Below are 25,655 nucleotides of genomic sequence, written 5' to 3' on the forward strand. Positions count from 1 at the left end.
CTCCCTTCTAACCTCTCGTCTCTAAAAAAACATACCCAAGTTTCTTATGTATATAATTTTTTTATATATTTAGCCATCCAATGTACTTAAACACCATGTCGAATAACAATCTAATCAAGGGAAGCCTACAGACCATCATCCTCAAACTGCTGGAAGAGAATGAAAAAATGTATGGGTATGAGATCACCCAACGGGTTAAGGAACTGACCGAAGGAGAGATCAAAATCACCGAAGGTGCCCTCTACCCTGCCCTGCATAAGTTGGAGGCAGAAGGACTCCTGACTACCGAAATCCAGCAAGTAGACAACCGGGTGAGAAAATACTACAGCCTGACCAAAAACGGACAAAAGGAAGTCAGCGCCAAGATGTCCGAGTTGCAGAGTTTCGTAGGTAATCTCCAACGCATCTTGGATCCTGAATGGAAGCCGGGTTTGGCTTAAAGGGTTCACGCAGCGTTCGCAACTAATGACGCAATGAACTCAAAACATATATTAAACAATTGCAGCCTTAAAAGTACCCTTAGCGCACGTGGCGCAAACTTTGCGCCCGTTGCGAGAAACAAAAATTTATGCGCCAACTAACCGACATAGAACTTCAAGAAATCCGCAAGGCAATCATGCGGAAAGAGATCTCCTCAGCTGAGATTCTGATGGAGGTGTATGACCATTACATCAGTCACTTGCAGGAGTTTCCCAAGGAGGAATTCAATGAACAACTTTTTGAGTTGGAACAGAAGTTCACCTATGCCTATTGCCATGCCCTGCAGGCTAAATTCCATAAAAACATAGATATAGGAAAAGCCCAATGGATGGTGATCAAAAAATATTTCTGCACTTCAAGAATACTTTTCCTAGCAGGCATTTTAGCCGTTGTAAATTTTGTAGCGACACAAGCAAGAACTGAACAGGAAATTAAATTTCTTTTGATGTCTCCTTTGGCTCTACTGTTTATGATGCATTTAGCCTTAGGGTATCAGTGGTTGAAAAGAATTTTACCTATTAAAAAATCTTTTAAAGGAAATGGAGTACCTATTAAATCCTCTTTAATGACACCACTTTCTATGCGCTTGCTTTGGCCCTTATTATTGGCGAATTTGATATTCTACCCAAAAATCGTTCTGGAAAATTTTGATTCAGAATCAATTTTACCTGCTGCTGCAGTTATGACAACAGTCTTGCTTTTATTCTATGCGATTTCACTAATGGAAGTCTGGAAAATCAAATCTAAATCAGCTTTGGTATGAGAAAACTGGAGGAAAAAGAATTAGAAAAAGTACAATTGGCAGTTGGCCAAAAAGATATTGGCGTTATTGAACTTTTGGCAGAAATCTATGACCACTATGTGAGTCATTTGGAAAAGTTTTCAGCTGAGGAGTTTGAAATCGAACTTAATGCTTTGGAAATGAAATTCACCTCCAAATACTGTAAAAAACTGGAGCAAGACCTTCTGCATATGTCTAGAAAAGAAATGTTCAGATTGGCTTGGCAACAAGTTATCTTATTATTCACTTGGCCTAAAGCCCTTCTCAGCCTTGCGCTTGTACTCGCAATCATTATTTTCTGGCCTCTTATGGACAAAAATCATCAAATGCTTGCTTTAATGGCTTTATTAGGAGCAACATTGGTTTTTCATTCTATTATCTGGTGGCACTCACATCAAAAAATTAAAACCTTTAAAAATTTCTACAAAGGAGATAATTTATTGATTTCGGTTCACATCTCCTCCATGATGAATACTATATTCTTACCCACATCTATATTTTCACTATTGGTAACTTCCCCTAAAATATTGGGATTCTACAATATAGTTGATACCCCATATTTCTTTTTAATCAGCATGGCGTTTTTCTTAATCCTAGGATTATTAAACATAGGAATATTTCAAGTCTGGAAAATCAAATCAAAAACAGCATTGGTATGAGAAAACTAACTGATGTAGAATTGGAAATCATTAAAGACAGGCTTGAAAACCTGAGTCTTTCATATGTAGAAATCTACAATGAACTTTTAGACCATTATGTAACAACCTTGGAGCAAGTAGATCCAGAGGGGTTTGCGAAAAATAAGGAAATTTTGGATGATGAGTTTACTTGGTCGGTGGTTCGGAATATGGAAAAAGAACTTCTAAAAAATGTCAGCCAAGAACTTCAAACTTCACAATTAGAAGCATTGAAGTTTTGGAAAATGGACATTTGGAGAGTTTTTGGGATTTTCACTTACACAGTTTTATTAATTGTTATTTATAAAACGATAAGTCTTGATGTGATGATGGCTTTTGCATTTTTGCCTGGATTCGGGGTTATAACAGCCTTGCTTTATCACTCAGGTAATAATTTTTGGTTTTCTTTCAATCCAAGTTATTTCAGACCTAGAAATGTAATTTTACAGGCAGCTGTAGGAAGATACCTCTTTGCTTTAAATTGGAGTAATTTCTTTTTTTTCATCACTTCAATTATATTGAATAACAATGGTCTAGAAAATCCAGCAATGATTCTGATTCTATTCTACAGTACATTTTTGAATCTCTATGCGCTATCTCTTTATCACTCCATCAATTTGAAAACCTTCAAACTGATCATGCCATGAAGTTAAATAAAGACCAAATTGAGCAATTGCATTACCATATCAATACTAAACAGATCCCTTACATTGAGGTGAGAGATGAGGTATTGGATCATTATCAGACAGCTTTAGAGTTGGAGCAAGAACGTCCTGTGAAAGAAGTCTTGGCTGAGTTGGATCAGACTTTTACCGTAGGGTATTGTAAACAATTATCAGGCAACTATCTAAATGAATTACATTCAGCATATCCAGAAGTTTTCAAAAAGAAATTAGTCGATTTACTAATAGGTAAAAATTGGTGGGTCGCAGTCCTATTGCTCGCATTTTCCTTCTCACTACCATCTTGGGTTGACAAGGCTAGAAACCTACAGTTTTTTATCACCATATCAATATTGTTCAGTACTGTTTTGGTTAGCTGGACAATTGATAGGGCCTACCCGAAAAGAAAGATAAAACACCAATACAGATTAGTAGATGACAAACCCATACTAGCCATGTATCATGTAGGCAAGCCAAGGGGTATTGCTTTGATTGTTGCGCTCATGCTACTTCTTGTTGCATTGCCCATCCTTATCCTGAGCACACTTGAGTTTTTTACAGAACACTCAATAGTATTCCTTTTCCAAGCTCCTTATGTGTATTTCACGGTTGGATTGATTTGGTTATTTTTCATAGCAATCATTGCCAGAGCCCAAGCAATTATTTCCATGACTAAAGCATATACTCCGAAATTAAACTGTGGTATTCGATGAAAAGAACCCTGTCTGCTATAGAACTACAAACCATCAAAGCCCGTCTCGATCGCTGCCAGATTAGCTATCAGGAGGTCTATGATGAGCTGTTTGACCATTATGTTTCGGTATTGGAACACGCTTCCGAAGAGGAATTTCCACACAGGAAGGAAGCGTTAGACCACGCTTTTAACTGGTCCACCATTCGTCAAATGGAAAAGCAACAAGTAACACTAGCAACAAGAGATTTAGACAAGCTATTACTTACAAAAATATCATTACAGATTTTCAACAAATTAACAATGGGTATCCTTGCCTTGCTTTTGGCATTGAATTACAGCTTGTATTGCTTCATGGGCTTTCATTCCTTTGCCAATCTCACACTACTGATGGTTTTTGCCCTACTTGCTTTTGCAGCCTATGCCTCACAAAACATTCCTTTTTTGTTGGTACAAAACAAAGCGAAAAAGGCAATCCATGAAGCAGCGTTCAAAAAGCATTTGTTCTATTTCAATGTACTGAACTTTGTTTTGCTAGTTCCCTCGTTTATGCTCCATCACCATGGTTATCAAAAACCTAGTCAAGTACTGATCATTGGATATGCAGTTATTGTCCTATCTATAGCCCTATTAATTTACAGCACAATCAACCACAAACCCTTGGAAATAACTCATGAATAATTCCAACAACAAAGCATTCTAAAGACATTGCCTAAACCACTTAAAAAGCTATTCTGAAAATCCATGAGAACGCTATCCGAAACCGAAATTCAAACCATCCAAACCCGACTCGATCGTTGCCTGATTGCGTATCAAGAAATCTATGATGAGTTGTTAGATCATTATATATCGGCTTTAGAACAAGTTCCGGTTGAGGTGTATTTACAAAAGAAAGAAGAACTGGATAATACTTTTTCCTGGTCCGTTATCAGGGGCATGGAAAAAGCATTAGAAAAATCTGCTAGGAAGGAGTTTTTACGCACCGCTCGCTCAAGCTATAAAATCTGGACTTTAGGCTGGAAAAAACTAAGCATACTATTAGTAGTGGGTCTACTATTTACTCCTGTTTTTCTTTTAACTGGCCCGGAAGGCACGTACATCGTCTCTGCTTTAGTACTTTTTTCTATGGTTGGCTTTTCCCTCTATTTTAATAAAACCAAATATGGATTTAGCTGGTCTTTGGCTCCTGGCGTTCATAAACCTAGATATGTCTTGGCCCATCAATTCTTTGGTTCTCATGTTTTCATCTTTGGGATCACCAATTTATTTGCCCAGCTACTCCCAAAACTCTTGGAAAACACTTCGTTCGCTTATTTGACTCCCTATTTTTTGCTCTTATTCAGCATGATTTTACTGACATTTTGCTGGGTGATTTTCAACGCTATTAATCTGAAAACCTTAAAGCTGATAAAATATTAAAACTAAACTAGGAATGATCCAGAGACAACTATTTTCAAACCTGAACCACTAAAAAACACAGAAATGAAACTCGCTATTACACTTTTACTCATCCTATCTACTTCTTTTTTGCCCATGAGCAAAGAAAATGATATGTTTTCTGAATTAGAAATCACATTAAGCACTCAAACTGGAGATATTTTTGGAACCATGACCATTCCTGAAAAATCAGGAAAAATTCCCGTAGCTCTTATCATCGCTGGATCAGGTCCAACGGATAGAGATGGAAACAACCCCATAGCTGGTAAAAATAATTCTTTACAAATGCTTGCTCATGAACTCGCAAAAAATGGAATTGCATCCATACGCTTTGATAAGCGAGGAATTGGAGAAAGTGTAGCTGCTATGAAAGAAGAAAGTGAACTTCTTTTCAATGACTACATTTTAGATGTGGAAGAATGGATCTCGATGCTCAAGCAAGATGAACGATTTTCAAGCATTACAATCATCGGTCACAGTGAGGGTTCATTAATTGGTATGGCCGCATCTTCATATACAGATAAATTCATATCTATAGCAGGCGCAGGAGAGTCAGCGGATAAAACTTTAAAAAGACAACTAGGCGCACAACCTAAGGAAATCCAAGACCTTACCTTTCCCATAATTGACAAGTTGAAAGATGGTAGTAGAGTGGAAGATGTCAACCCTATGCTTTACTCCTTATTTAGACCAAGTATTCAGCCATACCTCATTTCTTGGTTTAACCACGATCCCCATGAAATCATAGGAACACTTTCTATTCCAACGTTAATTATTCAGGGAACAAATGACTTACAAGTTACGGTAGAGGACGCCCAAATTCTGGCAAAAGCGCAGCCAAAAGCGACTTTAACTTTAATTGAAAACATGAATCATGTATTAAAAATTGTAGATGAAGATCCTCAGCAAAATGCTGCTTCTTATAACATTCCGGATTTACCTATCTCAGACGAGTTAATAAAGTCGATTGTTGAACATATTTATAACAACTGAACCTAAAATTCATCTCATGACTACCCTAATTGGAATAACGTTAATCAGCTTCGGTTTTTTCGTGAAGGCCTTCCCAAAGTTAATTTCGGGATACAATACCATGTCCAAGCGCCAACAGGAAAATATCGATATAGAAGGTTTATCGACCTTTATGAGGAATACTTTTCTGGCCATGGGCTTTATGGTAGTCGTGGGCCATATTCTTTTGAAAGCAGTTAATCAACCAACGTTATCGGACTATTTCGCTCCGTTAGTCATTGCAATAGGAGCGATCATAATGGTGGTAAAAGGAAGGCAATTTGATCATAACCAAGAGAAGTTTGTCAATTCTAAGTTTAAAGTACTGTTTACCGCTCTCATCTTAATAGGAGCTTTGCTTAGCGTAATCTATGGCATCATTCCTTCGAAACATGAGATGAAGCATGAATCAGTTGCCTTTTCTGGTTCTTATGGAACAGAATTGAAATTTTCAGAGATTGACTCCATTGCCCTTACGGATCGGATTCCAAGGGTCCTATCACGCAACAATGGCTTGGGCGTAGGCCAAATCAAAAAAGGAACTTTCCGTGTAGAAGATATTGGCAAAGCCCACTTACTAGTGCATGCTTCGTCAGGCCCCTTTCTAGTAATCATCACCAAGTCAGGGGAAACGACGATTATCAACTATAAGGACAAAGCTAAAACAGACCAGATTTACAAGGAGTTGCAGTCTAAAATTTAACTAGTATTACTTGAACGAAACTAGCATAAAGCGCCATGAAACTAAATCACGAACAACTGGAAACGATCAGACTGGAATTGTCAAAAGTCAAGGTCTATTACACTAATATTCAAGACGAACTGTTAGACCATATAGCCTCAAAAACAGAGCAACTTATGAAAGAAGGTTTGGATTTCAGGTCAGCATTTGATCAAGCCACCCAAAAGGTGAATCCTGAAAAATTCCAGATGGATGTGCTTATCACCACCCATTTGGCAAAGATGAAGTCAATTTTCAAATCATTTATGGAACCGATGATTTTGATCAAGTCTCTCTTGCTAGCAGCTTTGATCATGTTAGCGGTGAATAGTATTGGTCTAGAAATCCCATTTGCCATTAAATGGATGAAAATTTCCTTCATCGTAATCATTGCTTTACTAATCGTATTATCTTTCAGGATAAAGCTACTCAAAAACTCCCATGTGGTAGCTTCCTGGAACTCTTCTTGGTTAGTGTTCTGGCTTATGTTTCTAATAATTGATTTTGATTTGTTACTTAAACTAGGGTTTACTGCCCAAACAATCTTTGCAATCAACACTCTTAGCATTTCCTTTTTATTTGTCAGCGGCTCTACGATGACAATGCGTGAAATTCATAAATTGAAGACTGCATGAAACTAACCAAAGACCAAATCGAGCAACTCAAAAAAATGATCTCCAGCAAGGGTTATCCATATATAGATGTGCAGTACGAGATTTTGGACCATGTGGCTTGTAAGATAGAAGAACTGATGGCACACGACCCCAAACTCAGCTTAGAGGCTGCCTTTACCAAAGTACATGCATCCTTTGGGATATTCGGCTTTTCGAGTTTGGAGGAGTCTTACGAAAAAACCATTCAACAAAAGGCTACCAAATTCACCTTGGAAGCACTTGTAACTATTTGGACCAGTTGGAGGATTATCCTTCCCTTCGGATTAACTGCGCTGTTCCTAGGCTTAGCATTCTTTAATCAACTGTTTTTTGGAGACAGCTATATCGGAAGTTATTTGTTTGCTATAGGCATTTTTCTCATCCTATTGCACCTCATCACAGGAAGAAGCTGGAGGAGTCTAAAAACCTATCATCAATATGCTGCTGCAAGACAGAGTTCACCATTTGCTGTTCTTTTATATATAGGTTTATATGTTGCATACACCCTTTTATGGCATTCTAGCGAGATACAATGGTGGAATATAGCATCCATGAGTAAGGAGCAATGGATATGTATTGGCATTATTTTTATAACTTTTTCTCTACTCCTCAGTGTAAGAAAAAGTATTGACCATAGTATTGAAAGAACTCACAAGCTTCAAAGACTTTATGAGACTGTGTAAAAGTTGGGAAATAAATCAGCTTCTAAGCTTACGATAGCATGAGCTCGAATGAATGAAAAAATTAAAAAATCAACTGCAATGAAAATCTCTCCAACAGACATTCAATTCTTAGAAGAAAAAGTCGCTGCCTGCCCCATTAGGCTTGAAGAACTATACTTTGAAATTTTGGACCATGTTTTGTGCAAATACGAAGCCTCGGGTTCCGAAAATGTTGAGCTTTTTTGGAAAAAAGAAAAGAAAAACTGGACGAGATGGGAAATTTTCAAAATCAAGGTCCGCTATCAAAATTCCCAAATATGGGATTATTTCAAATGCTTTAACCGTAGTATTTTTGATTTTCAACTATCCAATTTGCTTATCAACCTTGTTTTTATTGCATTAGCAAGCATATTAGGCTTCTTCTTTTTTGAACGACACGATATTATTGTTGGAGTTGTTATGCTTTTATGGGTTGTCGTACCATTATCTTTTCAAGCATGGTTTTATCACACAAAAGATACGCTGGGAGAAAAATCACAGCTACTACGAAGTAACGGTTATTATAGTGCCAAGAGAGGTAGTTTACAGATGTTGATTCTTTACAAAATGATTTTTTGGCATATCGTTTTTTCATTGACACAAGAATTTTTTCCCTACGTTGAATATTTTGGGTTAGTCTTTTCAAGCGCCCTTAATACTACACTTATAATAGTTATCCTATTGTTTTCAAATAGAGCACTCTTAAAAGTCTATCAAACCAAACTAAAACCTTTCCTGTATGAAACTAAGTAAAGAACAAATCGAGCAATTAAAGAACTTGATTTCTTACAAGGGCCATGTATACATCGATGTCCAATACGAAATCCTAGACCATGTGGCATGTAAAGTTGAGGGATTAATGGAAGAAAACCCCAACCTTCCTTTGGATGAGGCTTTTCGCAAGGTATTTGCCAGTTTTGGTGCTAAAGGATTCAATGAACTGGAAGCATCTTATCAAAAAATGATTGAGAAAAGGCATCGCTCCTATTTTTGGGAAGAATTGAAGTGTTTTTTATTCAGCTATAAAGTACTTTTAGTTATGGGTATTTTTGCTTTATTCTACCAATTCCGTCATGAATTTGAATCCAATAATGGCTGGATTGAAGGGTTATTGATGCTTTTTATTTTCTGCGCCGTGACCATGGCTGTTTTTCACTGGAGGAAATTTAAAAAATACCGGAAATATGCATCCTTTAATACCACAGGGAATTTCTTTTTAATTGTCTCATTTGTTTATCAACTGTGCAGTTTTAGCTACATCACGTTGAACAGCTCCTTGAAAGACAAAACTATTTGGACTAGTTATGGAGTACTTGGGGTAACCGTTTTACTCGCATCCATGTTTGCTTGTTTATTTATCTTGCCCAAAGTCTTTCAAAGAAGTCAAGCAGATACAGAGAAACTCATCCAACAGTACCAAACCAATTGAGTCTAAAATCCCAAAACCCAATGAAACTAACCAAAGACCAAATCGAGCAACTCAAAAAAATGATCTCCCGCAAGGGTTATCCATTTATCGATGTGCAGTACGAGATTTTGGACCATGTGGCTTGTAAGATAGAAGAACTAATGGCCGGCGACCCTAAAATATCCTTGGAAACAGCCTTCGCTAAGGTGCATGCTTCCTTTGGGATTTTTGGGTTTTCAGGGTTGGAGGAGTCTTATGTCAAGTTGATTGAAAAGAGATTTAAGCGTCATTACTGGACTGAAATCAAAGCCACCTTTAGCAGTACGAAAATCATCCTACCCATTGGTATTGCAGTAGCTATGTACCAAGTTTTCCTTCTAGTACCTGATCTCAAGACTTGGTATATCATCATGATTGCAGCTTTGGTTATTCCTTTGGCCGCTATGTTTTTCAAATACAGGAAATACCATTCACGGTACAAGCAATATGTTTCCTACACTGCTCAAAATGCCTTGTTTGTATATTTCAACATAGGCATGCAAATATGTTTGCAAGGTCATGTATTCCTTAACCAATCGGGATTTCTTATCGAAAATATTATTGGACAGCTATATTTAGGATTGGTCGTTGCCATCATGGCATTTTTATTCCTAAGCTTCTTTTTACTCCCTAAAGTCTTAAACAAGAATATCGCAGATACAGAAAAATTGATGCAACTATATGGAGAAGTGAAGAAATAGGAATTATCTGACACTGGATTGAAAACTCCAACCATATGATGTTTAAAATTCAATCCTCTTCGGATAGCAACAATCTCAGCAATGCCTCTTTAAAACCTTTGCTTAAGGCTGCTTCTTGCAACTGATGCTGAAAGGAAGAGGCGTGCCTTCCCATAGCCTCTTTTTGCCATTCCATCAAATGCATCGTTTTTAAAAATCCATGCGCAGCCACTTGAAGCTGACTATCCAAAGCTGACAAATAGTACCATTCCAATGTCCAACTCACCCCATCCCGCTCGGAACTAAAGATAGCATGGTTTTTATAATTTTGAATGCTATCTAGGGCTATGCTTACCAACACCATTGCCTGTTCGAGCTGCACGGGATTGTTTTTATGAGCCATGGCCGAACTCTTGCCTTTGGATAACAATCGAAGCTCAGCAATCTCTGAATTAGCCAAAAAAATCCAATCCTGAAGGATTTTTCTCAATTGCATCAAGATGCGTTCGTAAACATTTACAATTTCTAAAACCGGCTGCCTATTTTGATGCCAAACAGCTCCAAAATCATCCATTCCCAAGGCCTCAGCCAACTTTTCCGTAAGCACCTTCCCCTGCTCACCAAATGCCCGCATATCCCCTACAGGACCGCCCAGAGAAACCGGAAACCGGAGTTGTTCGAGTATCTTCAAACTATCCACTAATGGCGCAAACCAATGGTAGAGTTTGTATCCAAAAGTCACTGGCAGTGCCTGTTGCTGTCGGGTTCGTGCTATACATATCCAATCACTATGCTCCAACCAAGACTTTACCAAGGATTGAAAATTTCCAGAAAAAACCTGCCGAAAGTCTTTGGTCAGTTGCTGAAGTGCAAGCATGTGCGCCGTATCAATCAAATCTTGAGAAGTAACCCCAACATGTAAAAATGGATGATAGCTTTGGTCCAGCTGCTCTTTTATAGCCTCAACTACTGCGATGGTGGGAATACCGTTTTCCGCAGTGGAACTATCCACTTGTTGAATCAAGCCATCATCTACCCTTACTCGATTGACAGCCTCATGGATGGCTTGAGCAGCCTCCTTTGGAATAATACCTAAACTGGATTGACAGGAAGCTAGACATGATTCATATGTCAAAATCGCACGAATGAAACTTACATCGCTAACATGTGAGTTCACCTGAGGGTACCCCCAATAAGTTCTGAAAATCTTTCTGTCAATCATGCCTTCAAGTTAAGAAAAAAGAAGGGAGCTATAGTCCATGGGACCTGTAAATCATCCTGCCACAGAGATATTCACATTCGGCTCCCCAATAAGTCAAACCAATTCCAATGCAATACTGATACCCTGCCCCACTCCTATACACATAGTGGCCAAGCCTCTTTTGGCTTTTCTAGCCTGCATTTCAAGCGCCAATGTGCCTGTAATCCGAGCTCCCGACATGCCCAGCGGATGCCCTAAAGCAATCGCTCCACCATTCACATTCACCCGAGGGTCATCAAAAGCAATCCCTAATTCCTGCAAACATGCCAAAGCCTGTGCAGCAAAAGCCTCATTGAATTCATACAAATCAAAATCTCTGTCTGAAAGCCCTGTTCTTACCCACAGTTTTTGTGTAGCAGGGACAGGTCCTATTCCCATAATTCTTGGAGGAACACCCGCCACGGCACCTGTCAACACCCGGGCAATGGGCTCCAGTTGATACTTTTTTATGGCTTTTTCAGATGCCAACACTAGACAGGCAGCACCATCATTGATTCCAGAGGCATTGCCAGCGGTTACCGTTCCATTTTTTCTAAAAAGTACAGGTAGCGAACCCAACTTTTCCAAACTTGTTCCTGCTCGTGGATGCTCGTCTTGGTCAAAGAGCACCTTATTTTTCACCACCTTCACTTCCATGGGGAGAATCTCCTGTGCAAACCTTCCCGATTGCTGGGCAGCGGCACATTTTTCCTGAGAAGCAAACGCAAAGCGGTCTTGGTCTTCCCGCTTGATATGATACATTTCGGCCACATTTTCCGCCGTCTCTGGCATGCTATCCGAACCATACAAGGAATCTAACACAGGGTTGATAAAGCGATAACCCAAAGTACTATCCTCAATACTCATGTTTCTAGAAAAAGCCGCATCTGCCTTAGGAATGATAAATGGTGCCCGTGACATGCTTTCTACCCCTCCTGCCAAAATTAAATCGGCATCTCCTGACTTAATCATGCGGGAGGCAATCAAGATGGCATCCATTCCAGAACCACAAAGTCTATTGACCGTTCCGCCTGGTATGGATGTCGGTAATCCGGCCAACAAAGAGGCCATGCGGGCCACACTGCGATTATCTTCACCTGCCTGATTGGCACAGCCAAAAATCACATCGTCAATTGCTTCTGTATCCACATGAGGAAGGGTAGCTAACGTGCCTTTGATAACTGCTGCTGCTAAATCATCCGGTCTTACCCCTGACAAACTCCCTCCATAGCGTCCAATGGGACTTCGCTTAAACGCGCAAATAAAAACTTCCTGCATGGTGTATTAGCCCTGATGGGCCATTTTAGTTTTTTCGTTCAATAATCTCAATGCCTCCAACTCTTCCAACTCGGGAACATCAGTAATGGCAACTTCTTCTGCGAATCGAATCTTCCACCCGGTATTTTCTTGGATAGTTTCCCTAGCTACCCCTGGGTGTATGGATGTGACAATAAATTCACCCGTCGCCTCTTCTGTCTCCATAATGCACAAGTCGGTAATAATTTTGGATGGGCCACTCGTGTTAAGTCCCATGGCTTTTCGCTGACCGGGACCATCTCCATGGCCAAAAGAGGTGATAAAATCCACTTTTTCCACAAAAGCGCGAGGGGATTGCTTCATGATCACATAAATGGTATGACAAAATGCAGCAATTTCGGGAGCGCCTCCTCCACCGGGAAGCCGAACCTTGGGTTTGTGATAATCCCCTACAACGGTGGTGTTGATGTTGCCAAACTTATCAATTTGAGCCCCTCCAAGGAATCCAACGGTAATCCTCCCGCCCTGCAACCAATAACTAAACATCTCTGGAACAGATACGGTGGTCAAGGCTGTTTCACACAGTTCTCCATCCCCTATGGAAAGTGGCAATACGTCAGGCTTGGTTTGAATAGTACCGGATTCGTAAATCAAGGTGATATCTGGTGCGTGGGTAAGCCTCGCCAAATTACAAGCTGCAGATGGCAAGCCAATTCCAACAAAGCATACATCGGAATTCTTTAAAATCCGGGATGCCACCACGGTCATCAATTCTGTTGAATTATACTGCATAGTCTGTTGATTTTAATTCCTGTAGCCACTCATTAAATCTCTCTCGGTCTTTGGAAATCGCTTCCCAATCCATGTACGCTTTGTTATCTCGGCTATAATATCCATGGGCATAACTGGGTTTGGCACCACCGGGTACATGTACTACAGCGCTGACAGTCCAGGAAGGCAAAATCACGGCATTCGGGCTTGAAGGCTGTAACTCATCTACGATTTCCTCCACGGTTACGATGGCAGCTTTGGCAGCAAGAACAGCCTCCTTTTGCACGCCCACAATTCCTTCCAAGGAAACGTCCCCTTTTTTGGAGGCTTTTTGGGCATGGATGATGGTAACATCAGGTCGAATGGCTGGTACTGCCACCAATCGTTCTCCAGTAAATGGACAGGCTAAGGTTTTGATAGAAGGATTGACTTTCTCCAAATCCGCTCCATAGTATCCTTTGAAAATGGCACATGGCATACCTGACGCTCCGGCTGCATAAGCTGCTGCCATGGCCGCATGAGAATGTTCATCGACTTCCAAGGGTTGAGGGTAGCCTTTTTCAATAGCTTCCCGCAAGCGGTACAAAGATCCCACCCCAGGGTTTCCTCCCCAGGAGAATCTTAATTTGCGAACACACCCTGCCCCAATCAGCTGATCATAAATCATATCCGGAGTCATCCGAACCAATTCCAGATTTTTGAATCCCTGACGGATAATCTCATGGCCTGCGGCAAAGGGAATCAGATGTGTAAATCCCTCCATAGCTACCGTTGCCCCATCAAAGAGATGGGTGGCAATAGCCTCTTGCAATGTTTGTATCTTAGCTTGCATATCAATAATCAAAAAACACCGTTTCATTTTCGCCCTGCATATGCAGATTGAACTCATATATTGTAACAGGGCTCTCCTGTACCTTTTGGGCAATCAAAGTACTTCTTCTTTCTTCGGCAACTAACTTCAAATAAGGGTCTTCCTGATTTAATTCCTTGAAATCCTCGAAATACACACGGGTATACACATGACTCAACAGCCCTCGCATAAAAACAATCATGTGAATAGCAGGTGCCTGACCAGGCTTTTCCGCTGCTGGAATGCAGGTGGTAAATTCAAACAAGTTTCCTTCTATGGTACCTGTACCCATCCTTCCGATGGAGAAAAAGCCTTGATGAGGTTTGATCTGGAATTTACCTTCTTGGTCCACTTGCCAGATTTCAATCATCGCATCATCCACAGCCTCTCCATGGAGGTCACACACCTTTCCTCGGAGAATGATGGCATCCTGAGAGTTCTTCCTAGCATCAAGCAAAACGGGAGTAGCCAAACTTGTATGGTCAAATTTATATTGCTCTGGTGTCAGACCATAGGCAAAATAGGGGCCTACTGTCTGTGATGGGGTTTGTCCTAGCTTATTCATTTTCAAAAGGGGTTGAATGATGTCCTCTCAATACAATGTCAAATTGGTAACCCAAGGCAAAACCTTCTTCGGTCAAGCCCAGGTCAAAGCTTGAAATCAAGCGCTCACGTGCTTTTTCTGGAACAGCCAAGTAAATGGGATCATAATCCAACAAGGGATCTCCTGGAAAATACATCTGGGTTACTAAGCGCGTACCGATATTGGGTCCAAATACACTGAAATGAATGTGATTAGGCCTCCAAGCATTTGGGTGATTTCCCCAAGGGTAGGCACCTGGCTTGATGGTGTAAAACTTAAAAATGCCTTCTTCATTGGTCACGCATCTCCCTGCACCAAAGAAATTGGGGTCCAAAGGGGCATGGTGTTGGTCACGCTTATGCACATACCTTCCCGCTGCATTGGCCTGCCATACTTCAATAAGCGTATTTTTCAGTGGCTGTCCATGTTGATTCAACACCCTTCCACTGACTACAATCCGTTCCCCAAGCGGTTCACCGTTTTTGATGCCATTCTTGGTCAAGTCATGATCAAGGGGAGCCACAGACTCCAAACCGAAGATGGGTCCGGAACTCGGTTTCATCAATTCGGGTACGGTAATCAGGTTTTGAGAAGGTCCTCTGAAAATGGTGGATTTATAGCCTGGAGCTATCAAGGGTGGATGGCTAGTCCAATCACGTTGGTTTTGAGTAGTATCCATATGCGTACTGTTAAAGGTTAAAGACTTGTTTGGCTATTCTAAAGGCAGTATTGGCAGCTGGCACACCTGCATAAATGGCCACATGCATCAATACTTCTTGAATATCTTCCAGGCTTGCACCTGTTTGCTGGGTTGCTTTGAAATGCAGGATCAATTCCTCTTCATGTCCAAGACCTGCCAAGAGCGCTATGGTAATCATGCTGCGTTCCCGCTTGGTCAAATGCTCAGAAGACCAGACAGTACCCCAAGCGGATTCCGTAATAAATTGCTGGAATCCTTCATCAAAGGAAGTTTTTGCAGCCTCCGCTTTGGCAACGTGAGCTTCTCCTAAGACTGATTTGCGGGTTTGCATGCCCTTTTGGTACTTATCTGTTGGATTCATAGTGCTGAAATAAAATCTTGTAAAATGACCGTAGTCCGCTCGGGGCTATCTACGCAAGGCAAATGCCCTGCATTGGGAATTGTAATCAAGGAGCAGTTCATCAATTGGGCAAAGCCTTGAACCAATGCAACAGGAGTGGACTTATCCTCTTCGCCTACCATACAGATTACCGGAATAGCTATACCTTGAGCGGTTTCGGTATAATCTGCATCCCGAATTGCTTCACAAGCAATCCGATAACCCGAAACATCCGCCCGCTCCAACATGGCTTGATACAAGGCAAATGCTGCTGGCTGTTGCTCCTGAAAACTTGGTGAAAACCAATTAGTCAATATCGAAGGAGCTACCGCTTGCATTCCTTTCGTGGAAATGGCTTGTATGCGATTGTTCCAAGCTTCTGCCGTTCCAATCTTTGGAGCGGTATCCATAAAGACGATTCCTGCAATTTTGTTGGGATAACGTTGGTAGATATCCAAGCTGATCAAGCCACCAATGGACAGTCCGACCAGAACGATTTTATCCAAATCCAAGACTTCACATAGACCTATCACATCAGCTGCATAGCTAGAAATACTGCCTTTTTCAACAGCTCCTAAACTACTTAACCCATGACCCCTTTTGTCAAATCTGAGTGTCCCAAATTCGGTACCCAAGCCATCAATCACGGCATCCCAAATGCGAAAGTCCGTACCCAAAGAATTGATAAACACCAAGCAAAGGTTTTTCTCCCCTTTGTTGTATGCGTAGTGAATGGTGGTATCATGTATCCGAACCGCTTGCATATCAACACTCGTTCAATTTGATGGAATCGTCCGACAACTTTTGTACGTCAGGCGTGTAAGAAGCCTGAATCCATTTTCTCGCCTGTAAATGATCTGCAGGTTTGTTGATAGAATCTACAGCTATCAATTGGTTATTCTTGAAATAGAAGACCGAAAACTTATCCCCTTCCACATCTCCTCGGACGATGAGTTGGTCATAGCCTTCGGAAAGACCGGCCATCTGTAATTTGAGGTTGTATTGGTGCGTCCAAAACCAAGGCACTTGATGGTAGCTTGTCGGTTTCCCACAAATGGTAGATGCGATGACTTTTGCCTGATCTACTGCATTTTGAACAGATTCCAGACGAACCATTCCTCCACCCGCAAATGGATTGGGATGCAAAGCACAGTCGCCGATAGCAAAAACCCCTGTTACAGACGTTTCGCAGAATTCATTGACCTCAATACCATTGCTACATTTAATACCCGCTTGTTCAGCTAAGTTCTGGGACGGGAGCACACCAATACCGACAACTACTTGGTCTGCGGCAACCGTTTCTCCAGTGCTCAAAGAAGCGGTCCATCTGGAGTCCTGATTCAGGGCTTGCACCCCTACACCCATCCGAAGATCCACTCCATAGGCTTTATGTTTGGCTGCAAAATGCTCACTTAACATGGGCGGAAGAACCCGCTGCATCAGGCGTGGCTGATACTCCACAACAGTTACTTTTTTCCCGGATTTGGCCGCATAGGCAGCGATTTCCAATCCGATAAAGCCTCCACCAATCACCAAAATATCCTGGACATTCTCCTGATCGAGGGCAACCTTTAAGTAATCAGCATCTTTCATGGTCCGCAGGTACAGCGGTTGGTCTGTTCCCTTGATAGGAATTGGCAATTCTCTGTTGTATGCACCCGTAGCAAAAACCAAGAAATCAAATGTATAAACCCCTGAAGTTGCATACACTGTATTTTGTGAAACATCTACTTTGTCCACAAGCTCTCCCAATTTCAACTCCACTTGATTGTTTTCATACCAAGCTTCAGAGCGAAACATGATGCTGTTCTTTTGCTGGGAACCATCCAAATAGCCTTTGGATAGCGGTGGTTTTTGATAGGGAAAATCAGCATCTTCTGAAAAAATACAGATGGACCCTTCAAAACCCTCTTCGCGAAGGGAAGCAGCAGACTGTATGCCTGCATGGCCGGCACCGATGATGATGACATTTTTCTTCATGGGAATGGAATTGAGTGGTATATTGGGGAAAAGCAGAGGTAGTAGGATTTCCTTCTACCTCCACTGATGTGCTTATTGTTCTTGAGGAATTTCTACGACTAAACCATCCAAGGCATTGCTGATACGAACCTGACAACCCAAGCGGCTTCTTTCTGTTCTCGGAGCTACTGCCCCCTCCAACATTTCGTCTTCCTCTTCTTCCATTTCAGGGAGTTTGTCGAGGTATTCCTCGCCAATGTAGCAATGACAAGTGGCGCACATGCAGGAACCTCCGCACTCGGCGATAATTCCTTTAATGTCGTTTTGAACTGCACCTTCCATAATCGTAGCGCCCAAAGGCAGTTCTACTTGGTGCTTGTTTCCGTCTGAATCGATGTAAGTAATCTGTGGCATATTGATAAAATTTAAATGTGTTTATTTTCCAATGGTCAAAGGTAACTTGACCGGTGAGCGGAAAGTGGTGGATGGATTCCAATCCAACTGTTCCGTGCTGATGTAATATTCAGGTATTCTGGTGAAAAATTCACCCATGGCGATTGTGGTAATCATCCGTGCAAACATATTGCCCAAACACAAATGCACGCCGCCTCCGAATCCCAAATGCCCTCTCGTATTTCTTTCTAAATCATACACGTCTGGGTTTCTGAAAAAGCGCTCATCTCTATTAGCTGAACCGTAACAAAGCATGACGAAATCACCTTTTTTCATTTGCTGACCATGCATCTCCAAATCCTTGGTCAATACCCGCTTGAAGCGCTGTGCAGAGGTATTGAAGCGAAGGGTTTCCTCGATAGCTTTTGGCATCAAGCTGGCATCGGCAGCTATTCTCCTACGGGCATCGGGGAAGGTGGCCATATTATAAGCCATCATGGATAAGAAACTGGAAAGCGATTCTACTCCCGCCAAGATGATGGTGGCAGAAGTCATGATGATTTCCGCCTCTTCCAATTTATCTCCGTCGATCTCCGCCAAAATCAAGCGAGAAATCAAATCATCCTTCGGGTCTGCTCTTCGCTGACGCACGATATCTTCCACATAGTTGGTCAAAAACTTAAAGCCACCGATATGCTCTGGTCCTTTTTGTCTGGTTTCTTGATCTGACTGAATGGACAAAATCACATTTCTACGAACCTCGTGATGGTCCTCATCGGGCAAGCCCATCATGGCAAATAGGGTTCCCACCGTAATTTGACTGGAAAAGTCTTGCACAAAGTCAAATGAACCCATTTCCAGCACCTTGTCCAAGACCTCTGTAACCAACTCCTTGGTAGGGTCCATCAGGTGCATCAAATTATTTTTTGCAAAGGCTGATTGGATAAGCTTGCGCAAGCGATCATGACGAGGAGGATCAGTAGTTCCTAGGGTTGAACCAGATCTTCCTGGAAGCTCATCCACCAAATTTCCTTCACTGGAAGAGAATGTTTCCCACTCTACTCCAGCACGTTTGATATCATCGTAGCGGGACAAAATCCACATATTCACATCATCCGACCAAAAGCAAGGATAGTGATCGCGTAGCGTTTTGTAGAATGGAAAAGGGTCGGCGTCCATGATTGGACTATAAGGGTTAAACTGAAATTTCTGTTCGGTGATGGTTTCCATGTGGCTATGATTTTATTGTTAAATGAATTGTTTTCCTCCGTCGACGACGATAGTTTGCCCAGTCACATAATCGGATAAAGCACTGCTGAGGTACAAAACTGTCCCCACGATGTCTTCGGAGCTTGAACTTCTTTTGATGCTGCCCCTATCTACTCCATAGGTAGCGGCATTTTCCATGATGGAAAGACTGGCTTCCGTCAAGGTAAATCCTGGGGCTACTGCATTGACATTGATATTGAATGGTCCACATTCTTTGGCAAGCGTTCGGGTGAGTCCAATAACTGCACCTTTGGAACTCACATAATGGGACCAATTAGGCGAACCTGACATGAACGTAGCAGAACTGATATTGACTATTTTACCGCCATTTTCCTTCATGTAGGGAAAGCATGCTTTTGCAAGCAACCAAGGTCCTTTGATATTGACTTGCATGACCTTGTCCCATTCCTTTTCTGAAATTTCATAGAAAGGTGCACGGCTCAGATTTCCGTACATGGCAGCATTGTTAACCAAGATATCGATGGATCCGAAGCTCTTATAAATGGCTACTACCACTTCATCTACCTGTGCGGCATTGCTCACATCCATGGCATAGGCCAAGGCAGAGGCACCCAGTTCCAGAGCAGTTTCTTGGGCTGCTTGTAAATTGATATCGCAAATGGCCACCTGAGCTCCTTTTTGGACAAAGGCTTCTGCAAATGCTTTGCCCAGTCCTATGGCTGCTCCTGTGATGATGACCGTTTTTCCTTTAAAATTTAAATCCATTACTGCTTGATTAATTTACTTGCATTCAGTTCTGTGTATGAGACTTCTAAGAAGGATTTGGCCAACCATTTTCCATAGGGAGTCAACAGCTTGGGTAGTACGTGTCCATCCAAAATATCCAAGACTTCCGCTTTCTCAATTTCAAACCACTTTCCGATGGTGGCGACACCGTGAGGGGTATACCTCCACAATTTGTCAGCATCCTTCACAAGGGAATCTTCCAAAGATCTCGCTTCGGCGGTGGTGTCATGCCCGTCGATAATAGCTGTCACTTGGGCAATGAACTCCTTGGAATAACCATGTTTTTCCAAGAGCCCTAAGGCTATTTCCATCCCATATACTTCATGCGCACGGGTCAACTCAGGATACTGATTATTGGGACCAAATGCCTTCAAAATCTTATCCTCGGGTATTCTGCTCCATCCGGTATCGTGCAGCATAATCGCTAGCAAGCACACCTCTCTATCAGCTTCTGCATGCCAATCAAGGAGTAATTTCACCAACTGATAGGAATGGAGGGTATGAACATCGTTGTCTCGGATAGTCAGAAATTCCTTGGCTTCCTCCCAAATGGCGATATGATTTTCTTGAAGGATTTCCATATCAGTAGTTCAGGTAAATGGTTTTCAATTCGGTATAGGCTTCCAATCCATGGATACCTTTTTCCCGTCCAATCCCACTTTGCTTCATGCCTCCAAAAGGCACCGAATGATAAGAACGTTGGATATTGTTGACCCAAACCGAACCTGCCTGCAACTGCTCCGCAATCCGAAGTCCTCTACCGATGTTATGGCTGAAGACATACGCTGCTAATCCATACTGCGAGGCATTGGCTTCTTGGATGGCTGCTGTTTCATCTGTAAAACTTGCAAGGCCTATGACTGGTCCAAAAGTTTCTTCCCGCATGATTTTCATCTCGGAACTTGACTCAGCGATCAGCGTAGGTTCTAAGAAAAAGCCTTTTTCAAAGATCCCTCCTGTTCTTCGTTTGCCACCCGTCAGAATGCGAGCGCCTTTGCTTTGGGCATCTTCAATCTGTTGGAAAGCATTGGCGAAAATTTTCTCATTAACCATGGGGCCTAAATCGCAGGTATCTTCGATTCCAGCTCCCAAAGTCAGTTTTTCGGTAGCCTCCTTCATTTTTTTGCAGAATTGCTCATACAAGCTTTCGTGTACATAGACGCGATTGACTCGGTAACAAAACTGTCCTGTATTGGCAAAGCCATGTTTGACAATGGCCGGAACAGCCGTATCCAAATCTGCATCTTCACAAAGGATGGCCGGTGATTGCCCTCCCAATTCTAAGGTTATTCTTTTATGTGTTCGGGCAGCTACCCCAGCGATGTGTGCACCTGTAGAAGTTCCTCCCGTAAAGGCTATTTTGGCAACTTTGGGATGAGACACCAAAGCATCTCCAATTTCCCTGCCGTATCCAGTAATGACATTGAAAACACCTGCTGGGTAACCAGCTTCCTCAAAGCAAGCAGCCAAAGCCAAGGTACTTAAAGGAGTGTCTTCTGATGGTTTGCTGACCATGGTACATCCCATAACTAAGGCAGCACCCATTTTGAAAGTCAGTAAAGTAATCGGGTAATTGAACGGAGTAATGGAAACAACCACTCCCAAAGGTTCTCTGGTCACTAGCACTTTTTCTCCTTCCACATTTGTCAAAGGGAAATAGCCTTTCATGCGCAAAGCCTCTTCGGCATAGTATTCAAGGAGTTCTGCACTCCGATTGATCTCATGAATACAGGCTGTCAATGGTCTGCCCAATTCCAAAGAAAGTTGGCGTCCGATGGAAGCACTGTGCTTGCGCATGGAGGCAGCCAATTTCTTTTGAAGCTGTACGCGCTCTTGCATGGGTGTTTTTTTCCAGGTCTCGAAAGCTTTGGTAGCAGCATTCACAGCGGCATTCACATCCTCCAATCCAGAGCGGCATACGCTATCCAGTAAACTGCCGTCTACCGGATTGAGTACGTCCATTTCTTCTTGACTGAAGGCTATCCATTCACCGTTGATATAATTTTTCATGTCTTACAATACATGTGCGAGCAACAGAGCTCTTGTGGCAGTTAATTCTCTTTTTGCGATGGCTACAGATTCCGGCAGATGCAGCTGCTCAATATTGGTGTCTTCCAATCGTTGGGCATATTGCACAGGAGTCATTTTAAACCAATCACAGGCTACACTGACGCCTGTGACGGCAAACCTCCATAACTTATCTGCATCCCGTACAATTTCATCCTCTTTGGATTTGGCAAACTTGCGGGTATCATGACCATCGATGATAGTACAGACCTTCTCGATGAATTCCTCATCATAGCCCAAGCTTGCCAATAAAGGTTTGGCATATTTCACTCCTTCAGACTCATGCAAAAAGCGCACATCCGAAGTCAGGATATCAGGTCCACTAAAGCCTTTTTCGAAGATTTCTTCTTCATCGATGGCATACCAGCCGATATCGTGCAGGATGATTCCGGCAGCAACTACAGCTTGATTCACCTCGGGATAATGTTCCATCAACTCTAAAGCAAATCGATAAGAGAGTGGGATATGCACGTCGTTTTTACGGACGCGCATATACTTCTCTGCTGCTTTGAATATGGCTTCGTATGCCGGCTTATGCAAAGGATGCATCATCATGCTTCTACTAATTCCTCCAATATCTCTACTGTACCTTTACCTCCGTCAACCCGGATTTTCATACCCGTTTTGATTTGTGTGGAAGCGGAACCCGTGCCTGTTACAGCAGGCAGCCCGTACTCTCTACACACAATCGCTGCATGGGACATCATTCCTCCAATATCTGTAACAGTAGCTACAATTTTATTGAAGACCGGTGCCCAGCTCGGTGCAGTCACTCGGGTTACAAGAATTTCTCCCTGCTTCAATTGGTCAAGTTCTGAGGCATCATTGATGATGCGAGCATACCCTTCTACCAAACCTGGGGATGCTGCCATGCCTTTCATATGACTGGATTTTTCGTCTCCGCCTAGCCAAGATTCCACTGCTTCGGTGGTGATGCCCCATAACATGATGGTAAAAGGCTCAGTAACCACTTTTGGAGGATTATTGAATGCCGGTTGAGGAGGTGCAGTTGCCAAGGCGTCTACAATTTTCTTTCTTCGGCTAATCTCTTCTTGCAACACAGCAGGCCCTACAGCAGGAACACCTACCGCCCAGCTATTGCCATAGTCAAACAACACCTGAAGAATTTCCTCTCTACGGAAATAATACATGTCGGATTCCTGTTGCCAGAAACCTTGTTCTTTGAGCATGCGGCTGAGTTCGCGGGTTTTTCTCCAGAATACCCCCATCGCCCAGTGTTCGATATAAAAATTATGATTTTCTACGTAAGGGAATACTACTCTTGCAAGGCCTAACTTACCTTCAAAAATTGCTCTTGCTTCATCATCCAAGGATTCAGCGTATTCGGTAGTGATTCGATCTCGCTCTGCTTCCAAAGCTTCGGTAGGTCTATCAATGACTTCGCCTCTCTGCAATTTCTCCACATAATTTTTCAAATAGCCATATGGAATATCCAAATGCTCTATCCAATACTTATCTGAAGAGTAAAAGCCATTCCCTGAGGTATAGTTAAACCAAGGGTGCTTGGCTTTTTCCCATGCCTGCAACCACTGACCGCCGTTTTCTTCTAAGGCGATACAATGCAAGGCTTCGTTGACATCCTTTTTTTCAAAGCATTTGGTCAAGTTTAAAGAAACCGCCAGCTTAGCCAATTTCTTCAATTCATCATCCGGTCTGAAAAGGTCAACATCAATACCCTGTACCATTTTAGCCACTGACAAATCAGGAATTCCTGGGAATACTTCCTTACAGAATCCAAAGAAATCCAAGTAGGCTGCATAGCCGAGATTTAAAAATTCAAAATGGTATTGCCAGGTTTCGTAACAAAGAGAAATCAACTTATTGTAATCGTTGATCATCTGAAAGGTGGGATCGAGCCCTACTCCATCTTTGATTGCCTGTATATCCACCCGATCAGGAAGCGGTTCAAAATGAATGCTTTCCATATCGTCAATGACGCGTTTTACTTTTTTGTGCCAATTCTCGAGCAACTCATTCCAGTTTTGGAAATAATAGCCGGCTCTTTCCATGAATTCAGGAACCCTTCCTTCAATCAATTCAGGGCTGACAGCTACCGGGCTCATGTAGCAGTAGCCATTGTGGATTTTAAAATCAACCCCATTGGCTGGAGGAATCACATAATGCCTGGAATTATATTGGGAAAGACATTTCACAGCAAACTCCACTGTCATAGCATCAAATGGCTTGAATACATTCGGCCAATGCTGTGAGTCGCAAAAAAAGAATTTGTCTTCCTCCTGCTCCTTTAATTGCTCTTGAAAAACCAAGAAATAAGGATACAATTCTTTCCATCCTTCTGACCCTTTGGGAGCTATATGCTCGTAAGGGCTGATAAATTTTTTCTTCTTGTCGGTCATAATGGTGTATATTGTTTGGGGTTATGTTATTTTTTTGCACTTAAGGGGTTGATAAGCGAACCTACCAGTCCTTGCATTCCGGACATATAGTGTTTTTTGGTCTCTGTTTTTTTATTGGACCAGACGGTTTCTGGGCGACTTTGAAGCAAGGTAAATGCTTCTTCGCCTTCTGCATCTGCGTCCAAAGCCCATTCGATATCCTGTGGACAGCCGTAATGTTTTTCTATGCGTTTGGCGATTTTGCTGATAAAAATCAATTCATCTCGAGTAAGACAGGCTTCAGTCGCTTTCACTGGATCCACTTCAATTTCTATCACACGCTTGTTGGCAGGGTCGGGAATCAAGGCTATCTTTTTATCCTGAATAGAGGACTCCACCAATTCAAAAATCACCTTATCCATCAGGTAATTATCCGGGGTAACAGTTCCTGACACCACACTTTCTCCCAGTCCGTAAGATGCTTCAATTGCAATTTTGGTTCGGTCTCCGTTTGTTGGATTCAGGGTCATCGTCACCCCCGCAACTCTGGCATTGACCATTTTTTGCACCACCACACTCATGTGTATGTCCTCTTCTGGGATATTGTGGTCCTTTCTGTAAGCTATCGCACGGCTTGTATACAAGGAAGCCCAGCACATTTTGATATGGCTTAACACCTCATCTTCTCCCACTACCCATAAGTAGGTGTCTTGCTGACCTGCAAAGCTGGCATCTGGCAAATCCTCCGCCGTAGCTGAAGAGCGGACTGCTACCGGAAGGTCCCCTTCTTTACCATACATTTCACACAAGCTGCGATAACTCGCCAAAATATCTTCTTGAATGTCCGCAGCAATAGTTTTGTTGAGAATCTGACTCCTGATTTCCCCGGACAACTTATCCAAGGATCCCATATTTTTGGTATCCAATTTGGCCAAGGAAGCAAAAAGTCCTTTGGCAGTCATCAAATCCTGGATAAAGGCTACAAACGCATCTGTGGTTACACAGAAACCTTGCGGCACCGGTAGATCTGCTTGGGACATACTGGCCAAGCTCTTTCCTTTCCCTCCGAGACTTTCTAATTGTTCGGGCTTAGCATCTTTGAAAAACAGGCTGTAAGTGGGTTTCATGTTACTTAAATTAAA

Annotated in this window: 31 protein-coding genes; 14 read left to right on the forward strand and 17 right to left on the reverse strand. The window is 42.2% G+C overall.

The features are described 5' to 3' along the window. Positions 1-95 precede the first annotated feature (95 nt). The 14 genes from IE080_RS07470 to IE080_RS07535 all read left to right on the forward strand — a co-directional run bounded on the left by IE080_RS07470 (position 96) and on the right by IE080_RS07535 (position 9,962). Positions 96-440: a PadR family transcriptional regulator gene (locus IE080_RS07470; RefSeq protein WP_130275182.1), complete on the forward strand. Its 345-nt coding sequence runs from the start codon at positions 96-98 to the stop codon at positions 438-440. A 128-nt stretch (positions 441-568) separates the two neighbouring features. After that, entirely contained in the window at positions 569-1,243 is a 675-nt protein-coding gene (locus IE080_RS07475; RefSeq protein WP_189580103.1) for a hypothetical protein, read from the forward strand. After that, a complete protein-coding gene (locus tag IE080_RS07480; protein ID WP_189580106.1) occupies positions 1,240-1,920 on the forward strand; it encodes a hypothetical protein in 681 nt (226 codons plus the stop codon). The genes IE080_RS07475 and IE080_RS07480 overlap by 4 nt, the downstream gene beginning before the upstream one ends. After that, complete coding sequence (locus IE080_RS07485) at positions 1,917-2,585, forward strand: hypothetical protein (RefSeq protein WP_189580109.1); 669 nt, start codon at positions 1,917-1,919, stop codon at positions 2,583-2,585. The genes IE080_RS07480 and IE080_RS07485 overlap by 4 nt, the downstream gene beginning before the upstream one ends. Further along, positions 2,582-3,313 carry a hypothetical protein gene (locus tag IE080_RS07490; RefSeq protein ID WP_189580112.1) on the forward strand — a complete coding sequence of 244 codons (732 nt, stop codon included), beginning with the start codon at positions 2,582-2,584 and terminating at the stop codon, positions 3,311-3,313. Before IE080_RS07485 ends, IE080_RS07490 begins: the two co-directional genes overlap by 4 nt. Further along, positions 3,310-3,972: a hypothetical protein gene (locus IE080_RS07495; protein ID WP_189580114.1), complete on the forward strand. Its 663-nt coding sequence runs from the start codon at positions 3,310-3,312 to the stop codon at positions 3,970-3,972. The genes IE080_RS07490 and IE080_RS07495 overlap by 4 nt, the downstream gene beginning before the upstream one ends. A gap of 63 nt (positions 3,973-4,035) precedes the next feature. Then, on the forward strand, positions 4,036-4,710 hold the full coding sequence (locus IE080_RS07500; protein WP_189580117.1) for a hypothetical protein: 675 nt from the start codon (positions 4,036-4,038) through the stop codon (positions 4,708-4,710). Between the two features lie 63 nt (positions 4,711-4,773). Continuing rightward, positions 4,774-5,721, forward strand: coding sequence for an alpha/beta hydrolase (locus tag IE080_RS07505; protein WP_189580120.1), 948 nt, complete (start codon positions 4,774-4,776; stop codon positions 5,719-5,721). Positions 5,722-5,737: 16 nt separating this feature from the next. Further along, on the forward strand, positions 5,738-6,442 hold the full coding sequence (locus tag IE080_RS07510) for a DUF3784 domain-containing protein (RefSeq protein ID WP_189580123.1): 705 nt from the start codon (positions 5,738-5,740) through the stop codon (positions 6,440-6,442). 35 nt (positions 6,443-6,477) lie between these two features. Further along, complete coding sequence (locus IE080_RS07515; RefSeq protein ID WP_189580126.1) at positions 6,478-7,095, forward strand: hypothetical protein; 618 nt, start codon at positions 6,478-6,480, stop codon at positions 7,093-7,095. Then, the gene (locus IE080_RS07520) at positions 7,092-7,796 is read left to right on the forward strand and encodes a hypothetical protein (RefSeq protein WP_189580129.1); all 705 of its coding nucleotides are present in this window, start codon (positions 7,092-7,094) and stop codon (positions 7,794-7,796) included. The genes IE080_RS07515 and IE080_RS07520 overlap by 4 nt, the downstream gene beginning before the upstream one ends. A 48-nt stretch (positions 7,797-7,844) precedes the next feature. Continuing rightward, on the forward strand, positions 7,845-8,567 hold the full coding sequence (locus IE080_RS07525; protein WP_189580132.1) for a hypothetical protein: 723 nt from the start codon (positions 7,845-7,847) through the stop codon (positions 8,565-8,567). Beyond that, positions 8,554-9,243, forward strand: coding sequence for a hypothetical protein (locus tag IE080_RS07530; protein ID WP_189580135.1), 690 nt, complete (start codon positions 8,554-8,556; stop codon positions 9,241-9,243). The genes IE080_RS07525 and IE080_RS07530 overlap by 14 nt, the downstream gene beginning before the upstream one ends. Before the next feature lie 20 nt (positions 9,244-9,263). After that, positions 9,264-9,962 carry a hypothetical protein gene (locus IE080_RS07535; protein WP_189580138.1) on the forward strand — a complete coding sequence of 233 codons (699 nt, stop codon included), beginning with the start codon at positions 9,264-9,266 and terminating at the stop codon, positions 9,960-9,962. Between the two features lie 49 nt (positions 9,963-10,011). Here IE080_RS07535 and IE080_RS07540 read toward each other — a convergent pair whose 3' ends face one another. From IE080_RS07540 to IE080_RS07620, 17 genes are all read right to left on the reverse strand, one after another. Further along, positions 10,012-11,163, reverse strand: coding sequence for a lyase family protein (locus tag IE080_RS07540; protein WP_189580141.1), 1,152 nt, complete (start codon positions 11,161-11,163; stop codon positions 10,012-10,014). Between the two features lie 93 nt (positions 11,164-11,256). Then, a complete protein-coding gene (gene pcaF / locus IE080_RS07545) occupies positions 11,257-12,459 on the reverse strand; it encodes a 3-oxoadipyl-CoA thiolase (RefSeq protein WP_189580142.1) in 1,203 nt (400 codons plus the stop codon). 6 nt (positions 12,460-12,465) lie between these two features. Next, positions 12,466-13,230, reverse strand: coding sequence for a CoA-transferase subunit beta (locus IE080_RS07550; RefSeq protein WP_189580145.1), 765 nt, complete (start codon positions 13,228-13,230; stop codon positions 12,466-12,468). Further along, complete coding sequence (locus IE080_RS07555) at positions 13,220-14,041, reverse strand: CoA transferase subunit A (protein ID WP_189580148.1); 822 nt, start codon at positions 14,039-14,041, stop codon at positions 13,220-13,222. Before IE080_RS07555 ends, IE080_RS07550 begins: the two co-directional genes overlap by 11 nt. A 1-nt stretch (position 14,042) precedes the next feature. After that, entirely contained in the window at positions 14,043-14,624 is a 582-nt protein-coding gene (pcaG, locus tag IE080_RS07560) for a protocatechuate 3,4-dioxygenase subunit alpha (protein ID WP_189580151.1), read from the reverse strand. Further along, positions 14,617-15,321, reverse strand: coding sequence for a protocatechuate 3,4-dioxygenase subunit beta (gene pcaH, locus IE080_RS07565; RefSeq protein ID WP_189580154.1), 705 nt, complete (start codon positions 15,319-15,321; stop codon positions 14,617-14,619). Before pcaH ends, pcaG begins: the two co-directional genes overlap by 8 nt. 10 nt (positions 15,322-15,331) lie before the next feature. Beyond that, positions 15,332-15,703, reverse strand: coding sequence for a 4-carboxymuconolactone decarboxylase (gene pcaC / locus IE080_RS07570; RefSeq protein ID WP_189580157.1), 372 nt, complete (start codon positions 15,701-15,703; stop codon positions 15,332-15,334). Next, entirely contained in the window at positions 15,700-16,485 is a 786-nt protein-coding gene (gene pcaD, locus IE080_RS07575) for a 3-oxoadipate enol-lactonase (protein ID WP_189580160.1), read from the reverse strand. The genes pcaC and pcaD overlap by 4 nt, the downstream gene beginning before the upstream one ends. A gap of 1 nt (position 16,486) precedes the next feature. Beyond that, positions 16,487-17,701: an NAD(P)/FAD-dependent oxidoreductase gene (locus IE080_RS07580; RefSeq protein ID WP_229800547.1), complete on the reverse strand. Its 1,215-nt coding sequence runs from the start codon at positions 17,699-17,701 to the stop codon at positions 16,487-16,489. Between the two features lie 72 nt (positions 17,702-17,773). Then, positions 17,774-18,094, reverse strand: a complete 321-nt coding sequence (locus tag IE080_RS07585; RefSeq protein ID WP_189580163.1) for a 2Fe-2S iron-sulfur cluster-binding protein — start codon at positions 18,092-18,094, stop codon at positions 17,774-17,776. A 21-nt stretch (positions 18,095-18,115) separates the two neighbouring features. Continuing rightward, a complete protein-coding gene (locus IE080_RS07590; protein WP_189580165.1) occupies positions 18,116-19,303 on the reverse strand; it encodes a cytochrome P450 in 1,188 nt (395 codons plus the stop codon). An 18-nt stretch (positions 19,304-19,321) separates the two neighbouring features. After that, positions 19,322-20,068, reverse strand: a complete 747-nt coding sequence (locus IE080_RS07595) for an SDR family NAD(P)-dependent oxidoreductase (RefSeq protein WP_189580168.1) — start codon at positions 20,066-20,068, stop codon at positions 19,322-19,324. Further along, complete coding sequence (locus IE080_RS07600; RefSeq protein ID WP_189580172.1) at positions 20,068-20,670, reverse strand: HD domain-containing protein; 603 nt, start codon at positions 20,668-20,670, stop codon at positions 20,068-20,070. The genes IE080_RS07595 and IE080_RS07600 overlap by 1 nt, the downstream gene beginning before the upstream one ends. Before the next feature lies 1 nt (position 20,671). Then, positions 20,672-22,099: an aldehyde dehydrogenase family protein gene (locus tag IE080_RS07605; RefSeq protein ID WP_189580174.1), complete on the reverse strand. Its 1,428-nt coding sequence runs from the start codon at positions 22,097-22,099 to the stop codon at positions 20,672-20,674. A 3-nt stretch (positions 22,100-22,102) separates the two neighbouring features. Next, a complete protein-coding gene (locus IE080_RS07610) occupies positions 22,103-22,711 on the reverse strand; it encodes an HD domain-containing protein (RefSeq protein WP_229800548.1) in 609 nt (202 codons plus the stop codon). Next, positions 22,708-24,534: a PEP-utilizing enzyme gene (locus IE080_RS07615; RefSeq protein WP_189580177.1), complete on the reverse strand. Its 1,827-nt coding sequence runs from the start codon at positions 24,532-24,534 to the stop codon at positions 22,708-22,710. The genes IE080_RS07610 and IE080_RS07615 overlap by 4 nt, the downstream gene beginning before the upstream one ends. A gap of 26 nt (positions 24,535-24,560) precedes the next feature. Then, the gene (locus IE080_RS07620) at positions 24,561-25,640 is read right to left on the reverse strand and encodes a PEP/pyruvate-binding domain-containing protein (protein WP_189580180.1); all 1,080 of its coding nucleotides are present in this window, start codon (positions 25,638-25,640) and stop codon (positions 24,561-24,563) included. Positions 25,641-25,655: the final 15 nt, after the last annotated feature.

The sequence above is a fragment of the Mongoliitalea lutea genome (assembly GCF_014652135.1).
In the GTDB taxonomy this organism is placed as follows: domain Bacteria; phylum Bacteroidota; class Bacteroidia; order Cytophagales; family Cyclobacteriaceae; genus Mongoliitalea; species Mongoliitalea lutea.

Coding starts and splice junctions, on each gene's coding strand:
- IE080_RS07600 (WP_189580172.1), bottom strand. CDS start 20,670: ATGGAAATCCTTCAAGAAAATCATATCGCCATTTGGGAGGAAGCCAAG.
- IE080_RS07610 (WP_229800548.1), bottom strand. CDS start 22,711: ATGATGATGCATCCTTTGCATAAGCCGGCATACGAAGCCATATTCAAA.
- IE080_RS07520 (WP_189580129.1), top strand. CDS start 7,092: ATGAAACTAACCAAAGACCAAATCGAGCAACTCAAAAAAATGATCTCC.
- IE080_RS07590 (WP_189580165.1), bottom strand. CDS start 19,303: ATGGAAACCATCACCGAACAGAAATTTCAGTTTAACCCTTATAGTCCA.
- IE080_RS07525 (WP_189580132.1), top strand. CDS start 7,845: ATGAATGAAAAAATTAAAAAATCAACTGCAATGAAAATCTCTCCAACA.
- pcaD (WP_189580160.1), bottom strand. CDS start 16,485: ATGCAAGCGGTTCGGATACATGATACCACCATTCACTACGCATACAAC.
- IE080_RS07550 (WP_189580145.1), bottom strand. CDS start 13,230: ATGCAGTATAATTCAACAGAATTGATGACCGTGGTGGCATCCCGGATT.
- IE080_RS07595 (WP_189580168.1), bottom strand. CDS start 20,068: ATGGATTTAAATTTTAAAGGAAAAACGGTCATCATCACAGGAGCAGCC.
- IE080_RS07555 (WP_189580148.1), bottom strand. CDS start 14,041: ATGCAAGCTAAGATACAAACATTGCAAGAGGCTATTGCCACCCATCTC.
- pcaG (WP_189580151.1), bottom strand. CDS start 14,624: ATGAATAAGCTAGGACAAACCCCATCACAGACAGTAGGCCCCTATTTT.
- IE080_RS07490 (WP_189580112.1), top strand. CDS start 2,582: ATGAAGTTAAATAAAGACCAAATTGAGCAATTGCATTACCATATCAAT.
- IE080_RS07535 (WP_189580138.1), top strand. CDS start 9,264: ATGAAACTAACCAAAGACCAAATCGAGCAACTCAAAAAAATGATCTCC.
- IE080_RS07470 (WP_130275182.1), top strand. CDS start 96: ATGTCGAATAACAATCTAATCAAGGGAAGCCTACAGACCATCATCCTC.
- IE080_RS07485 (WP_189580109.1), top strand. CDS start 1,917: ATGAGAAAACTAACTGATGTAGAATTGGAAATCATTAAAGACAGGCTT.
- IE080_RS07495 (WP_189580114.1), top strand. CDS start 3,310: ATGAAAAGAACCCTGTCTGCTATAGAACTACAAACCATCAAAGCCCGT.
- IE080_RS07620 (WP_189580180.1), bottom strand. CDS start 25,640: ATGAAACCCACTTACAGCCTGTTTTTCAAAGATGCTAAGCCCGAACAA.
- IE080_RS07515 (WP_189580126.1), top strand. CDS start 6,478: ATGAAACTAAATCACGAACAACTGGAAACGATCAGACTGGAATTGTCA.
- IE080_RS07580 (WP_229800547.1), bottom strand. CDS start 17,701: ATGAAGAAAAATGTCATCATCATCGGTGCCGGCCATGCAGGCATACAG.
- IE080_RS07530 (WP_189580135.1), top strand. CDS start 8,554: ATGAAACTAAGTAAAGAACAAATCGAGCAATTAAAGAACTTGATTTCT.
- pcaF (WP_189580142.1), bottom strand. CDS start 12,459: ATGCAGGAAGTTTTTATTTGCGCGTTTAAGCGAAGTCCCATTGGACGC.
- IE080_RS07615 (WP_189580177.1), bottom strand. CDS start 24,534: ATGACCGACAAGAAGAAAAAATTTATCAGCCCTTACGAGCATATAGCT.
- IE080_RS07500 (WP_189580117.1), top strand. CDS start 4,036: ATGAGAACGCTATCCGAAACCGAAATTCAAACCATCCAAACCCGACTC.
- pcaC (WP_189580157.1), bottom strand. CDS start 15,703: ATGAATCCAACAGATAAGTACCAAAAGGGCATGCAAACCCGCAAATCA.
- IE080_RS07510 (WP_189580123.1), top strand. CDS start 5,738: ATGACTACCCTAATTGGAATAACGTTAATCAGCTTCGGTTTTTTCGTG.
- IE080_RS07475 (WP_189580103.1), top strand. CDS start 569: ATGCGCCAACTAACCGACATAGAACTTCAAGAAATCCGCAAGGCAATC.
- IE080_RS07505 (WP_189580120.1), top strand. CDS start 4,774: ATGAAACTCGCTATTACACTTTTACTCATCCTATCTACTTCTTTTTTG.
- IE080_RS07480 (WP_189580106.1), top strand. CDS start 1,240: ATGAGAAAACTGGAGGAAAAAGAATTAGAAAAAGTACAATTGGCAGTT.
- IE080_RS07605 (WP_189580174.1), bottom strand. CDS start 22,099: ATGAAAAATTATATCAACGGTGAATGGATAGCCTTCAGTCAAGAAGAA.
- IE080_RS07540 (WP_189580141.1), bottom strand. CDS start 11,163: ATGATTGACAGAAAGATTTTCAGAACTTATTGGGGGTACCCTCAGGTG.
- pcaH (WP_189580154.1), bottom strand. CDS start 15,321: ATGGATACTACTCAAAACCAACGTGATTGGACTAGCCATCCACCCTTG.
- IE080_RS07585 (WP_189580163.1), bottom strand. CDS start 18,094: ATGCCACAGATTACTTACATCGATTCAGACGGAAACAAGCACCAAGTA.